The sequence below is a fragment of the Limnoraphis robusta CS-951 genome (assembly GCF_000972705.2).
Map to the genome: position 1 here is coordinate 1 of NZ_LATL02000277.1, position 14,829 is coordinate 14,829.

Here is a 14,829-nt window from a genome sequence, read left to right on the forward strand (position 1 = left end):
GGTTAATTGCATCGATTAGATGCTGGGTTTTTCAACTGGTTGAATACCCTGCCAGTAGAGTTATTATAGCATTAGAAAGAGCCTTATATCCCCATACCTGAAGGTAGGGGCGTGTGCGGCAATTTTTGGTAAGTCTATCCCTGTAAAGTCTATTTCGCCTTGTTCATAACGTCTAAGCAAATAACTGACTTTCATGGAAATTTAACACCAACAGTCTATGATTACTATCTTGGCATGAACCCTTAAGAAATTTTTTATATTTTTGTTGACGAAATGTCCCGACTTGCCTCGGAAATCAACTTGAGCGGATTCATCCTCACGGGGCTTGCATTCTCTGAGCTGATCTCGTAAAAATAAACAGGGATTGGCTGGACTAAAGTTTCTGGTTCAGTCATCCTTCCCCTTCAACGTGAAATAGTGTAATGACGAACCCGCCCAACCCCAACACCGAAAATACTTCTCGTCCTCGTCGCCGTCTGCGTCGCATCTTGATTTGGGGAAGCGTGGGACTGGGAGTGACAACTATCGCTGTTGGAACCGCAGCGACTTGGTTTGTCAAAAATCGGTTAGCCCCTATGGTGGGTGATATCGTCGGGGGTATTGTCCAACGTCCTGTGATTGTTGGGCCAGTTGAACGGGTGACGCCTATCAGTATTCGCTTCGGTCGTTCTTTGATTCCTACGACTGATAATAACCCAAATAACGCTACAACAGAAGCGGTTGAAGTCGGGTTTTCGTTATTTTCGCTCTTGACTAACCCGACGGTTAAATTTGATATTACTTTAGTCAATGCGGATGTTTATCTGGAAGAAGATGCTTCGGGAGATTGGATTAGAACTGAATTAAATTTAAAAGGTAATCCGCCTGTTGATATTGAATTTGGTACGGTGGGCGTGAGGAATGCTGATATTAATCTGAAACCTTATTCTGAAAATCGTTCGGCTGAAATTATTGCGCTGAATATTGAGCAAGCGGTTGTTAATATCAGTGAGGAAAATCAACGGATTAAAGGTCACTTGAATGGCAGTTTTGCTCAAGGGGGAACGTTTAATGTTAAAGCAAATGTTTATACTCCTGATAACAATATTGAAGGGAGATTGCAAGCGAATAATATCCCTGTATCGCAATTTTCCGGTTTAATTAAAAATCCCGATTTTGCTTTACAAGCAGGCCGTGTTGATGCCAATATTTTCGTCAATTTAGAAGATTCTAAGTTATCCAAAATTCAAGGTAGAGCTAGTCTTGATGATGTTCAAATTTTCACCGATCTAGAACAACCTGTACAACCGATTAATGCTCAATTTCGCTTTGCTGGAACTCAAGCTAGAATTGAAAGCTTGACAACGGGTTTAGGAGATATCGGGGTTAATATTGTCGGAACTGCGACGGCTAATCCTCAACTTGATTTGTTAAAAACAAAGTTAGATATTACCGCTAATATTGAACCGACTACTATTTCAACTCTTCTCGATATTGCTAAAAATGTCGCTGAAGAGCCGATTAATTTACCCGTGCCGATTTCGGGAGAAATTCAAACGGGTATTAATTTAACCGGAACCGTTCAGAAACCTATCGTTTCGTTAGACATTAATACAACTGCACCGACGCAAGTTGATAAAATTACACTCGATTATTTAGCCACAAATTTACAAATAACGGCTTTAATTGATGAAAATTTTTCATTACAGTCCGATCCCAATATTATCGTTCAATCCCTACAAATTCAACCGTCAACTGGAGGAACAATTACCGGACAGGGAGAAGTGAAACTCACGGGATTAAAACAACTGATTACTGAAAGTCAAAAAATCATTGTCGAACCCCTAAATCAACCAAAAGAAAAAACACAACTTCCCCCAAAAATTCCGCCTCGCCCTCCCACTCAATCCCCACCGACACCGCCTATTTTACTTCCCGTTCCCCCAACACAAACCCCAGAAGAAAAAGCAGAAAAATCTCCGCTCAATCCCCAAATAAAACTCAATCTAGATATCGATAATGTTGGCTTAGATTCTTTAGCAGAATCCTATGGTATTGTTTCGCCTTTTCGTTGGGGTGAACTTTCAGCAGAAGCAGAAGTTTCAGGAACATTAGAAAAGTTTACAGGGGAAGCTAATTTTTCCTTACCCGCAGCAACAACACCTATTTTTGGTCAAGCAAATTTAGATAAAAACCAACTCAATTCTACGATTCAAATTGCCGAAGGTAACGTTAATATAACCGCTCAAAAAAATCAACAACAGCGATGGAATGCCAATATTAACGCCAGTCAAGTTGCACTCGAACCTTTAGTGAATGCGGGTTTACTCTTTGCTGATTTAGAACCGAATCTCAAGTCAGATATTGCAAGCATTAATCTATCAGACGGACGATTAGATTTACAAGCCAATTTATTGGGAAGTTTAGAAAGCTTTGATCTTTCTACTATTCGCGGTGAAAGTGATATTCAAATCAATTTAGGCGGGAGTTTAATTAATGCAACCACCCAACTCAGACAAGGGGAATTTTCAGCCGCTTTTGATACCGATCCCTTGGCATTAACTCGAATTTTAAATGCAGGAATTACCCTGGCTAATCTTCCCGCGAATACTCAAACTCAAATTCAGGATTTAGACCTAAGAAACGGAACTGTACAAGCCGAAGGAACCGTTAGAGGAAATATTAATAACATCGATGAAATCATCGCTAGAGGCGAAGGATTAGTTAACCTGGGAAATACAGGTGGAGTCATCAAAGCGAGTGGGCGTTTGAGTGGAGATTTATTCCAAGCCGAAGTCGATACTTCAACCATTCCGCTTAGTCCTTTAATTGATTTAGGCTTACCTCTTGCTAATTTATCACCCGATACAAACAATTTAATTCAAAATATCAATTTTAGCAACGGAACTCTAGAAGCACAAGCCCTATTTTCCGGTAATATTAACAATTTAACTCAGGTTACAGGCACCGCCAACAGTCAAATTAATTTAGGCAATTTAGGCGGAACCGTTGCAGCAAGAGGACAATTAACCGATGGTCAATTACAACTTAGCGTCAATACTGATGCAATTCCCCTTGAACCTTTAATTGATGTTGGTTTACCCTTCGCTAATTTACAACCCGATTTAAAGGCAGAAATTCAAGAGATTAACCTCAGAAATGGAGAATTACAACTACAAGCTTCGGTTTCGGGAAACTTAAACAATATTGGTGAGTTAGAAAACCCGATATCTGCCATTACCGCTAAAATTGATAGTTTGGTAAACTTAGGACAAGAAGGTGGAAATGTCGCCGTCTCAGGTCAAGCAATAGCCGGACGTTGGCAAACCATTATTAATGCCGATCAAATCGCCTTAAATCGGTTTTCTAATTTAGTAGAATCTCAAACTCAAGACCTTTTACAACCGCTACAACAACAGGGTTTAATTACCCAAGCTGAAGCAATGCCTTTATTGCGAGGATTACTCAATACTCGTTTAAGTGCGAGTGGTTCTTTAATCGAACTTAAACCGGAATTAGTTCAAGCGATGGGACAGTTAGAATTAACCGAACTTCCCATTATTCGACAACCTTTAGAAGCAGCGTTTAATTGGAATGGTCAACGTTTAGAAATAGAAAAAGCTGAATCTCCACAATTTGGGGCGAATGGGTTTGTCGGGGTAGAATTTTCAGGAACCGGAGTTCCCCAACTCTCAAACCTCAACCTCAATGTCCGTCTGTCTGACTTTAATTTACAGTCTCCTGCGGTACAACGCTTATTAGCAAATGTTCCCCCAGAAGTTGCCGGAGATTCACCTTTAATTGCAGGTTTAGTAAACTTTCAGGGGAAATTAACGGGATCATTGTCTACCTTACAACTCGCCGGAGATTTAAGTTTAGAGAATTTAATTGTGCGAGAATTAGCATTTGATCCGATATTAGCCGGAAGCCTAAGCGCTGGATTAAATCAAGGGGTAAATTTAGCCTTAGCAGGACAACAAGATCGCATTGAATTGGTTCTAAATAATCAATATTTACCCGAAAGTTTCCTGATTCAACAAGATGAAGCGATCGCTCAAGGAACCACCGTCGGCGAGAATTTATTAGTAACCCTAGAACAATTTCCCCTCAGCGTCCTCAGTTTAGCGCCCTTAGCCAATCAAGGCATTGGAGAAATTCGCGGTATTGCTTCAGCGAACCTCACCATTTCTCAGTTAGCCACCCTCAACCCCTCTCAAATTGGCGCCCAAGGCACGATAGCCGTAGAAGACCCCGCCCTCGGTTATATTGATTTAGACCGCTTCAGCGCCAATATTAGCCTGGCTAACGGACTCTTTCAGTTAACAGAGGGTCAACTCGGACTCGGAGAAACTCAGATCTTAATTGCTGCTCGTGCTAATTTAGAAGCGATTATCGAAGATTTGCAAGCAGGTGTCACGTTATCCTCGGGCGCTAATACAGAAAGTCCTCCCGACTTTGAAGCCAAAATTGACATCCCCAACGGCACCTTACAGGATGTATTAGCTGCTTTAGAATTTTATAATCTTAGCGATCTGGTTCGAGGCATCAACACTCCCGAATATGGAACCGCAGCCGATGTTATTCCGGTTCCTGTGGGTTTACCTCCAGATGCAACCCTGACTCAACAATTGCGACGCTTTGAAGAAATTCAAGCGATATTGAGACGACAACTCCTGCAAGAACAAGAAGAACCCCTACCGCCGTTAGAAGCGCTGCGAGGTGGTTTTACCGGAGAAATTGCGGTTCAAGGTTCCATCGCCTCTGGTGTGACTGCAACTGTCGCCCTTAATAATACAGGAGATTGGACTTGGGGGCGATTTGAAGCCAATGAGTTTATTCTTAATGCCAGTTTAGATCCAGATAATGTGTTGCGGGTGTTGCCTTTGCAACTGACTTCCGAAGAAACGGTTTATGATTTTCGCGGACAATTTGCTTTAGATACACAGCTTCCTTCGGGACAGTTTCGTGTTAAAAATATTCGTTTAGAACGACTGCAAGATGAATTAGAGAATTTTGTTGATCTCCCCAATATTGATGTTAATGGTCAGTTGAACTTTCGAGCGAATATTGCCGGAAGTTTAGCCAATCCCCAAGCGACGGGAGAATTTACCGTTGTTGAAGGAAGTTTTAACGCAGAACCTATCAAAGAAGCCCGAGGCAGTTTCAGTTACAATAACGCTCGTCTATTTTTAGGAAGTAATATTCTTCTAACTGAAAAAGATCCCATTCGGATAAAAGCTCAAGTTCCCTATCGTTTACCCTTTGCAGAAGTATCGGCTGAAAGTAACCAACTGCGAGTACAGGTCGATATCCAAAATGAGGGTTTGAATATCATTAATCTACTGAACCCCGAAATTAGTTGGGTGCAAGGAACCGGATTAGTCGAGTTGAATATTAACGGGATTTTACAACAAGACGCTAATGGAGATATCGAACAAATTTCAATTCAACCGGAAGGATTATTAAAAATTCAAGATGGTATATTGAGTGTAGAAAGCCTCAAACAGTCGATTGTTGGACTCTCAGGAACGGCAACTTTTGTCGGCGATCGCATTCGGGTGAATGGAATTCAAGGTGAATTAGTCGGTGAGGCGGGAACAGGTAATATTCTCGTTCAAGGGATTTTACCGCTTATTTTACCCTTGGCTGATGAAGATCCCGATGCCGGAAATCCCCTTCGCATTCAGTTAGAAAATTTGAAGGTTGATGTAGCAGAATTGTATGTTGGAGATGCGGCAGGAATCGTTAGAATTGGGGGTACTGCATTAAGACCGGAAATCGGTGGGGGAATTAACCTTTCAGATGGAATTGTGATTTTACCTGTCGCCGCCGCAGCATCAGGAGGCGCTGGGGGAGGATTACCCGATACCGGGCCTGTTAGAATTAGTTTGGATAATTTTAGATTGACATTGGGAGAAGATATTCAGATAGAAACTCCCCCCGTTAGTCAATTTTTGAGCGTTCCCATTGTTGACTTTTCAGCAGAGGGTACAATCACCGTTAATGGCACTCTAGAAACTTTAGAAGATATTCGTCCGAGTGGTACAATCGAACTGACAGGCGGCGCCCTGAACCTCTACACCAGCCGCTTTATTCTAGATCGGGGTTATCCCCAACAAGCAATTTTTGTCCCCTCGAAAGGGCTTGATCCGATTTTAGATTTACGACTGGTGACTCGCGTTGCTGAAACCACTCGTTTTCAAGCCCCAACTTCGGCGTTTTCTTCAGAGATTTCAGAAGGTCCGACTGCTACTAATTTAGGAAGAGTCAGAACAATTCGGGTGACTGCATTGGTCAAAGGCCCAGCTTCTCAGATTAACGATATTGTACAGTTGCAAAGTTCTCCCTCCCGCTCTCAAACTCAATTAATCGCCTTGTTGGGGGGAAGTACATTTGAAGGAATTACCGGAGATACAACCTTAGTTTTAGCGAATATTGCCAGTGCGGGTATTTTCAATCAAATTCAGCAAAATATTTTGGATGCAACTGGGTTGACGGAATTTCGGATTTATCCCGCTCGTATTTCTAAAAGTGGCGGTTCAACAGAGTCTTCGGCTTTGGGTTTAGGAATAGAAGTTGGTTTAGATGTTACGGATAATATTTCGGTTTCCCTCTCTCAAGTTTTAGCCGACGATCAACCCACCCAGTTAGGGGTCAATTATCGAGTGAATGATAACTTATTAATTCGGGGTGCAACGGGTTTGGGTAGTGAAAGTGAGATTCGTTTTGAGTATGAAGTTCAGTTTTGATTCCGGGTTATACTGGGTTTAATAAATCTCTAGAAATAGGGAATCTAAATTCAGAAGTAGAACTCATGCAACAAGTTAACGATTCAACTGAACCAAAATATCGTAAACAACAAGACAATAAATGTCCCGATTTTCTGTATTTTGATTTAGAACTTAAGGATACACCAACTGACAGACTGCAACAGGCAGAACTCCCCCAAAAAAAGGATTTATATCTCACCCTAAACTTTAACGAAGAATGGTTGAAACTACTCGGCGGAAAAGTTAAATATGGTCTTCGAGGGGGCGAACTAAGATTAAGCTTGAAAAATTGTAAAACTCCTTACTCTGACCGATGTTTAAATGATGAGATGAAGCTGGTTACTGAACGAGAAGTGGAAACTCAACAGGGTGTAGAAAAAAGTAGTAACATCGGCGGTTCACTGTCTCGGGAGAAAGCGGAGTTAAGTGCAAAACAAGATTATAAAAATACAGAAACGAGAAAAGAAAAGTTTCAGAAGACAGTCTATCATGTATCGACGAAAGGGGATGAGCGTTCTCCTGCTTGGGTATTTGAAGCGGATAAAGACGAGTCTGTTCTCAAGGGAACTTTAGCAGATCAAAAGCTGGCAACGGTAGATATCACAGAGATTTCCCATCAATTGACAGCAACCTTTGAAGTGGTATCGAAAAATGTTTACGTCGGTGATGCGGAAGGAATATGGCCGGATAATATTAGTCAGAATAAATTGGCAATCATCGAAAAACTAATTATTAATCGGTTGCTGGAATCAAAATTAAAACCCTATGTAAGTAAAGTGGAGTTAAGTTATGAATGAAGATCAATCACTTCAAGAACTCGAAGCCAGTATACAGAAAATAATTGATGCCGATACCGAGAATTTTCAGGAATTAGCTGAATTAGCTGATTTGAATCTCCAAACTGATTTCGTTAATGCAGACTTACACGGTACTGATTTAAGCGGTTTGAACCTCGATGAAGCCGACCTCAGTCGAGCCGACCTCAGAGGAGCCGACCTCAGAGGAGCCGACCTCAGTGGAGCCAACCTCATGGAAGCCGACCTCAGAGGAGCCGACCTCGGTGGAGCCGACCTCGATGAAGCCGACCTCAGTGATGCCAACCTCAGTGATGCCAACCTCTTTGGAGCCAACCTCATAGAAGCCAACCTCATTAGAGCCAACCTCAGTGATGCCAACCTCAGTGATGCCAACCTCTTTGGAGCCAACCTCATAGAAGCCAACCTCTTTGGAACCGACCTCAGTAGAGCTAACCTTAGTGAAGCCAACCTTAGTGGAGCCAACCTCAGTGATGCCAACCTCTTTGGAACCGACCTCAGTAGAGCTAACCTTAGTGAAGCCAACCTTAGTGAAGCCAACCTCAGTGAAGCCTACCTTGATGAAGCCAACCTCTTTGGAGCCAACCTCATAGAAGCCAACCTCAGTGAAGCCTATCTCGGTGTAGCCAACCTCAGTGGAGCCAACCTCAGTGGAGCCAACCTCAGTGGAGCCAACCTCAATGATGCCATCCTCAGTGGAGTTCTCATTGATGAAAATACACAGCTAGAAGCTAAATGGAGATTGGTTTGGACAATTGTTAATAGAGAAATTGAGGAGTTAAACCTCGCTGGAGCCGACCTGAGTAGAGCCATCCTCAGTGGAGCCGACCTCAGTGGAGCCGACCTCAGTAATGCCGACCTCAGTGGAGCCGACCTCAGTGGAGCCGACCTCAGTGGAGCCAACCTCGTAGAAGCCAACCTCAGTGAAGCCAACCTCAGTGGAGCCAACCTCAGTGGAGCTAACCTCAGTGGAGCGGACCTCAATGATGCCAACCTCAGAGGAGTTCTCATTGATGAAAATACACAGCTAGAAGCTAAATGGAGATTGGTTTGGACAATTGTTAATAGAGAAATTGAGGAGTTAAACCTCAGTGGAGCCGACCTCAGTGGAGCGGACCTTAGTGGAGCAGACCTTTTTAGAACCAACCTTTTTAGAACCAACCTTTTTAGAACCAACCTTTTTAGAACCAACCTCAGTGGAGCCAACTTTAGTGAAGCCAACCTCATTAGAGCCAACCTCAGTGAAGCCAACCTCAGTGAAGCCAACCTCAGTGGAGCCAACCTCACCAATTCTCGCGTAAGAAATGCACGTTTTAGCAGTAATAGTCTGGGAATGACTGAAGAACTCAAACAAGATTTGATCAAACGAGGAGCTATTTTTGATGGGGGTTAAAGAGAGCGGGTTTTTGTACCAACACGCCCGTTAATATAAGAATTCCAACTGTGAAACTTGAATTTTTCTCTGGTATTCGTTGCTCTGATACACTTGAAAAGTTAACCCAAAAGCCAAGATAACAATATGACTGAAATTATTCTAGATTCCGAACAAGAAAAGTTATTGCAAGAACAGTTAAAAACGGGTAAATATACAACTGCAAATCAGGTGATTACCGATGCTTTAAAAGCTTTGGCAGAAAAACAAAATCTTAATCAATCCCGTCAAATTGTAACCCTTATTTCGGGAGAAACGGCACAACAGCTACTCGAAGAAAAAGTTAAAATTATCCGGGAAAGTCTGCAAAATTCTCAACCAGAACCGCACAATCAAACTTTAGCCGAAGACTTTATAAATTTATGTCAAGAAACCCAAGCTTTACACGCCGATCATCCTTTAACCGATGAAGAAATAGCCGAAGAAATAGCGGCTTACCGGGGAGAAAAATGAAAGTTGTTATCGATACTAATATTTTGGTATCTGCGGCTATCTCTGGAAGAAAACCCGAAGCTGTGATTAACTGGATTCTCAATCAACCGGATTTTGAATGGATGGTTTCCGAAGAAATTGTAGCAGAGTATCGGGAGGTATTAAATAGACCCAAGCTAAAATTAACAGAGGTTCAGAAAGAAAAATGGTTGAATTTAATTCGTCGTTCAACAACACTAATTGATGTCTCTATCGAAGTTGATTTTCCCCGAGATCAAAAAGATGCTAAGTTTATTGCTTGTGCGATCGCTGCCAATGCAGATTTTTTAATTACAGGCGATCGCGATTTTACTGAAATTCAAAGCTTGGGGAATACCTTAATTATTTCGGTTTCAGTTTTTGCAGAATTAATGTTAATTAAACCAATACTATAGCAGTACGCGAATACATTAGGACATTTCTAAATCCTAAAACCCCTTCACCGTCTACTGATCCGGTGTTCCCTGATCCGGTGTTCCCGATTCAAGTAGCGCTATATGTTCATGGTCGTAAGACGAACAACAGTTTTGATACAGTCATCTAATAAAGTGGGTGAAGGCTATCAATTAGTCCCTCACCCCAAACAGAATTAACTCACAGAAATTTGAATCCCATCAAAAGCTGCTAACGTGAAAAATTAGTAGGTTTCAACGTGCCAACGGTGTTCTTTCTTCAGTTGCTTTTGGTATTCACCCCAATCAGCGCCAAACTTACTAGCGGCGGCAGACATTCCCTCATCAATACCGCCTTCCATACCCTTCAAACCGCAAATATAGGTGTGGGTATTCGGTTTTTGATTCAACTGCCACAGTTCATCAGCATTTTCTTGAATCCGGTGCTGAATATACATTTTGCCACCATCTTTATTCTGTTGTTCGCGACTGATGGCATAAGTGACGCGGAGATTGTCAGGGAATTGACGTTGTAACTCTTCAAGCTCTTCTTTGTAGAGAATATTGGGAGTGTAGGCACAACCGAAGAATAGCCAAGCCAAACCTTTGAACTGATAATCAGGATTTTGTTCTCTTTCCTTAAACATCCGCCATAAGAAAGCCCGGAAAGGAGCAATTCCTGTACCTGTTGCCATCATAATAATTGTGGCCTCCTCATCATCCGGTAAGAGCATTTCCTTACCAACCGGGCCAGTAATGGCAATATCAGCACCCGGTTCGAGGTTGCACAAGTAGGAAGAGCAAACCCCATAAACGGTTTCACCCGTTTCAGGATGCTTATACTCCAGTTGGCGTACACACAGAGAAACAGTCTTGTCATCAAGATGATCTCCGTGACGAGTTGAAGCAATAGAATAAAGTCTCAGCTTGTGAGGCTTGCCATTTGCATCTGTGCCTGGAGGGATAATCCCAATACTTTGACCTTCAACATAATGCAAATCGCCGCCGGAAAGGTCAAAGGTGAGGTGACGAACAGTACCTTCTCCACCCTCTTGAACTAATTCTACACTAGACAGACACTTGCCAACAAAGGGATTTTTAGGCTTGTAGATGTTGACAGGAACTTCAGTATGAACTTTAGCTTGTGTCATGGGTTTTTTCTGTTCTCCAGACTGTTGACTCTGTAATCCATTTTCTGGCGTGGTGCTGCTTTGATCTTGGGAAGTTCCGTCACAGGCACGAATATTAACGATCCGACCCCCCAAACGCGAAATCCGTCGCATTTCCTGATTCATCCGTTCATAAGGCACGGTGATCAACACTCTGCCACTACGACGAATGGGGTAAGTCTGTTGATCGCTATTTCCCCCTTGACGTATTCCCTCAACTTCAAAGACAAAGACCCGACTATTTGCCCCTGTCTTTGTCGCAACACCAGATCCACTAGGACTATACATTGATAAATTTCTCCCTTACAATACCGAGCGATTCACCTACAGAATGTGACATATAAATCACTTTAAGCCATTCTTAAGGTGGTGTTCTTCCACGAAATACCACGACTATTATCCAGTAAGTGTAACTGCTCACTCAGACAAGAGTCGCTTTTTTTGTTAGACTTTTAATCATTTTACGGTAAATAGTGGACAGTGAAACGGGTCACTGGTCACTGTAAATTCGCCCTCGCCATTGAGTTGGCTTGCGGTTCGCCGAAACAAACAATCGCACCACCGCCAACGGGTCAGCAAATGGAGACAGCCAAAATATCCATTTTCCTTGAGCAACAGACAAATCGTAAGCTGAAGCGATCGCACCACACAAAGCAAACCGAACCGTGATCCAGAATAAATTTAAACCCAGTAAGACCCCGATCAAGGGATTGGATAAAGGTAAAAATCCCCAACATCCCAGACTCAACAACAAAATCGGTAAAGGTAAACCTTGAACTGCTAAAAGTAATCCTAAATCTCCCCACAGTTGCCCCACAGAGGAAGCATCCTTGAGATCCAGCGATCGCCCCCATCCAGACCAGGTATCCCAAAAACCATCATACATTCTGACTTTCAGTAAATTCGCCCCATCGAGAAACCCAACTTTAAATCCCTTCGCGGCTACATTACGAGCGAGAGTCACATCATCACAAAAAGAACGACTTGCACTGGTGTAGCCGTTCATCGCTTCTAGAACCTCACGCCGACAGAGAAAACATTGACCATTCGCCATCACCCGTTCCGGACTATTGGGGTTGGTATCCGGCGGCCCAAAACGATAAATCAACGTCATCAACAGTGCAGGTTGTAGCCACAATTCCCCCGGATATTTCAGAATAAACCGACAAGATAGAGAAATTAAATCATAACCTTGAGCGATCGCCGTTTGTAGGAGAGTTGCAGCTAAAGCCGGACTCGGTTGAGTATCTGCATCAATTCCCAATACCCATTCACTTTTTGGGGAACTGTGGAGAAAACCCGTGTGTAAAGCCCAAGGTCGTCCTACCCAACCGGAGGGCAAGGGATCATCGGTGATCAGACGAAATCGAGGATCACGCTGGGCTTTCGCCTGCACCATTTCGCGAGTGCCATCCGTTGAACAACTATCGACAATCAAAATTTCCCGTACTTCATAGCTTTGACGACTCAACCCCGATAAACAGGGCGAAATGCGTTCAGCTTCGTTCAAAGTGGGGACAACAATACTCACCGTTCCCAATAAATCAGGGGTTGGGGGATGAGCTTGCAATAGAAAACGACGGTTAAGAGCCTTAAATAAACGAGACAGAACAATAGCCGTAGCCGGAATTTGTACAATCAGGATCAATAAAGCCAGAGCGCCGATCCAGACAGATAAGAAGTCATTGGTCATTGAAAATTGATTTCGCCCATTAACACTTCAGAAAACAGATCTCTATCAGAAAGAACGGATGGGCGTCAGTGCGAACACAGTAGAATTCTAGTCTTTCTCGGATAGAGTCAATCCGTTTTTCCGCTAAAAATCTGTTTCTTCTGAAGATGCTTGCAAATTTAGCACAGAAGGGGACAGGCTTACTAAAGAGGGACTCCAATCAGTAAGGATGCTGTCGCCGGACTCTTCGCTATTAACAGAAAGACGATTGATTCATTGCTTGTCCCCTGACGTAGATAGAATTCCCCCCAAACAGATGCAGGCTTATTTTGCCAAAATCTCAGCCGGAGTGCGGGGAATGTCAGAGGGAGGCGAGTCAACAGAAGCAGGTTCGCTGGGCAAATCTTTGACAGTGGGTAATGTCGGCCCGCCGGCAGTCCACCAGAAAACACAAGCCGGAATGACACCCAAGGCAATACTCAGACTTACCGGGAACAAGAACCGTGCATCTAGAGAAAAAACCGTGATTGCCGCTCCGAAAACGAAGTTTGTCAAATAGACGATTAAAGGTAAAGTCAATTGAGGGCGAGATAAGACAATCGGGACTCGTCGCCACAAAATAGCGCCAACACTCATAAACACAGCCGCCGTTCCCATCCATCCGATGAGGTTGCGGTAGGGCATTCCAAAAAATTCACCAACTTCTTGGAACTCCCAGAATTTTACAGGAGCTTGACTCATTGCCGGATCGAGAACTAAACCCCAAGCCGTTAACAAAATAGCGCTCATTGCTAAAGCCGCCCAGTGACGGAACCAGCTTGAACCGACAACTACTTTGAAACCTGTTCGGGCTAATAGATAACAAGTTAGCCCCATGTAAAACCAAGACAGGGGAATGGTAAACGGAACTAAGCCGCCAATCTTATAGCCTAAACCACTGAGGTATTGATAGTGACCAAAGGGAAATCCGGTACTGGTCCCTAACAATTCACTGCCCAAGGATAAGAACACCGCAGGTAACATGAATGTAGCAGTTGCCCACAATCCTAGAGTTCGGTAAGCGTATAACGCAACGGCGATCGCACCAAAAACGATATAAGCAACTCCGCCACCTGCCATACTCCACCCGAAAACCGTCTGGCCAAAGGCGGGTAAGTTAGCAATGATTTGGGGATTAGGTAGAACAATTAACAGTCCGGCCAAGCCAAACAGGGTTGAGATTACATGGATAGTTAGAAAAAATCGTTCAGCAATTATAAGTTGCTTCATGGAACTCCTCAAGAAAATGTAAAATTCAAATGACGCTCTTTATTAGTTTACAAATCTTTAACAAAATTAAATGAAAGTTGTGATTACTTCTGAGTGATCCCCATAAGCAATCACTAGACGCAAGTTTAACCCATGATCTTGATTTGCCTTGATTTGAATCCCTTTTCCCGATCGGTTTTTTAGGGGTTGGCGGCAAATTAAATAAAATTTAGTGATAGATTTCAAGAGTCACTTTTAAAAAATTTATTGGATCGGCGACAAAGAATAGACAAAGTTACCAACTTATGATATGTATCTGGATTTGAGAGCCAAGTCTCCGAATCCACTAAAATAAGTGGAGTTTAATTGGGCAAGAGGAGAGTCATGGCAAGTTTACTGATCGCAATCGTCACACTACTCGCAATCATCGCTATCGGGGGGTTATTAGCGATGGAGATGCGATATCGTCGTTTACCTGGAAATGACCTAGAACTAACCTCGGGTCAGTGGGATCTCGCCCTCACTCAACCCAATCATTACCTGCTCGTTGGTCAAATGGAGTTCCGCAACCGCACTCGGGGCTTTGAAATCATGGTACCGGAAGTAGAAGCCCAGGTGCAACTCCTGAGTGAAGCCAGTTTAGACAAAATTGAATTAAACACTCGTATTATTCCCATCCATCCCGATGCGCCTGCAAGAGCCGATAACTATTGGTTTGCCTATATTGTCAAGCGCAAACCCACTCAAATCAAAGTTTCTATCGAAATTCAGGGAGAAAACCTCGAACCGCTACAGTCGGCTTGGGTACAAATTCACTATATCACCTATGGCCCAGACGGACGCATTCCCAAAACCCGCCATGTGATCATCCCCTTACAATA

At 43.1% G+C, this 14,829-nt stretch carries 8 protein-coding genes and 1 pseudogene; 6 read left to right on the forward strand and 3 right to left on the reverse strand.

What is annotated here, in order from left to right:
- The first annotated feature begins 422 nt into the window (after window positions 1-422).
- The 5 genes from WN50_RS23465 (at window position 423) to WN50_RS23485 (ending at window position 9,862) form a co-directional block, all read left to right on the forward strand.
- Entirely contained in the window at window positions 423-6,728 is a 6,306-nt protein-coding gene (locus tag WN50_RS23465; protein ID WP_046278067.1) for a translocation/assembly module TamB domain-containing protein, read from the forward strand.
- Window positions 6,729-6,793: 65 nt separating this feature from the next.
- Window positions 6,794-7,546, forward strand: coding sequence for a hypothetical protein (locus tag WN50_RS23470; protein ID WP_152964915.1), 753 nt, complete (start codon window positions 6,794-6,796; stop codon window positions 7,544-7,546).
- Window positions 7,539-8,957, forward strand: a complete 1,419-nt coding sequence (locus WN50_RS23475; RefSeq protein ID WP_053221588.1) for a pentapeptide repeat-containing protein — start codon at window positions 7,539-7,541, stop codon at window positions 8,955-8,957. The genes WN50_RS23470 and WN50_RS23475 overlap by 8 nt, the downstream gene beginning before the upstream one ends.
- Before the next feature lie 126 nt (window positions 8,958-9,083).
- Complete coding sequence (locus WN50_RS23480; protein ID WP_046278069.1) at window positions 9,084-9,449, forward strand: hypothetical protein; 366 nt, start codon at window positions 9,084-9,086, stop codon at window positions 9,447-9,449.
- Window positions 9,446-9,862, forward strand: coding sequence for a putative toxin-antitoxin system toxin component, PIN family (locus tag WN50_RS23485; protein WP_046278070.1), 417 nt, complete (start codon window positions 9,446-9,448; stop codon window positions 9,860-9,862). The genes WN50_RS23480 and WN50_RS23485 overlap by 4 nt, the downstream gene beginning before the upstream one ends.
- Window positions 9,863-10,104: 242 nt before the next feature.
- Here the strand turns inward: WN50_RS23485 and petH are convergent, their stop codons facing one another.
- The 3 genes from petH to cruF all read right to left on the reverse strand — a co-directional run bounded on the left by petH (window position 10,105) and on the right by cruF (window position 13,969).
- Entirely contained in the window at window positions 10,105-11,316 is a 1,212-nt protein-coding gene (gene petH / locus WN50_RS23490; protein WP_046278071.1) for a bifunctional rod-capping linker CpcD/ferredoxin--NADP reductase PetH, read from the reverse strand.
- A 202-nt stretch (window positions 11,317-11,518) separates the two neighbouring features.
- A complete protein-coding gene (gene cruG / locus WN50_RS23495; protein WP_046278072.1) occupies window positions 11,519-12,721 on the reverse strand; it encodes a 2'-O-glycosyltransferase CruG in 1,203 nt (400 codons plus the stop codon).
- A 303-nt stretch (window positions 12,722-13,024) separates the two neighbouring features.
- Complete coding sequence (gene cruF, locus WN50_RS23500) at window positions 13,025-13,969, reverse strand: gamma-carotene 1'-hydroxylase CruF (RefSeq protein WP_049560945.1); 945 nt, start codon at window positions 13,967-13,969, stop codon at window positions 13,025-13,027.
- A 363-nt stretch (window positions 13,970-14,332) separates the two neighbouring features.
- Here cruF and WN50_RS23505 point away from each other — a divergent pair.
- Window positions 14,333-14,829: pseudogene (locus WN50_RS23505) on the forward strand (F420-0:Gamma-glutamyl ligase); the annotation flags it as partial.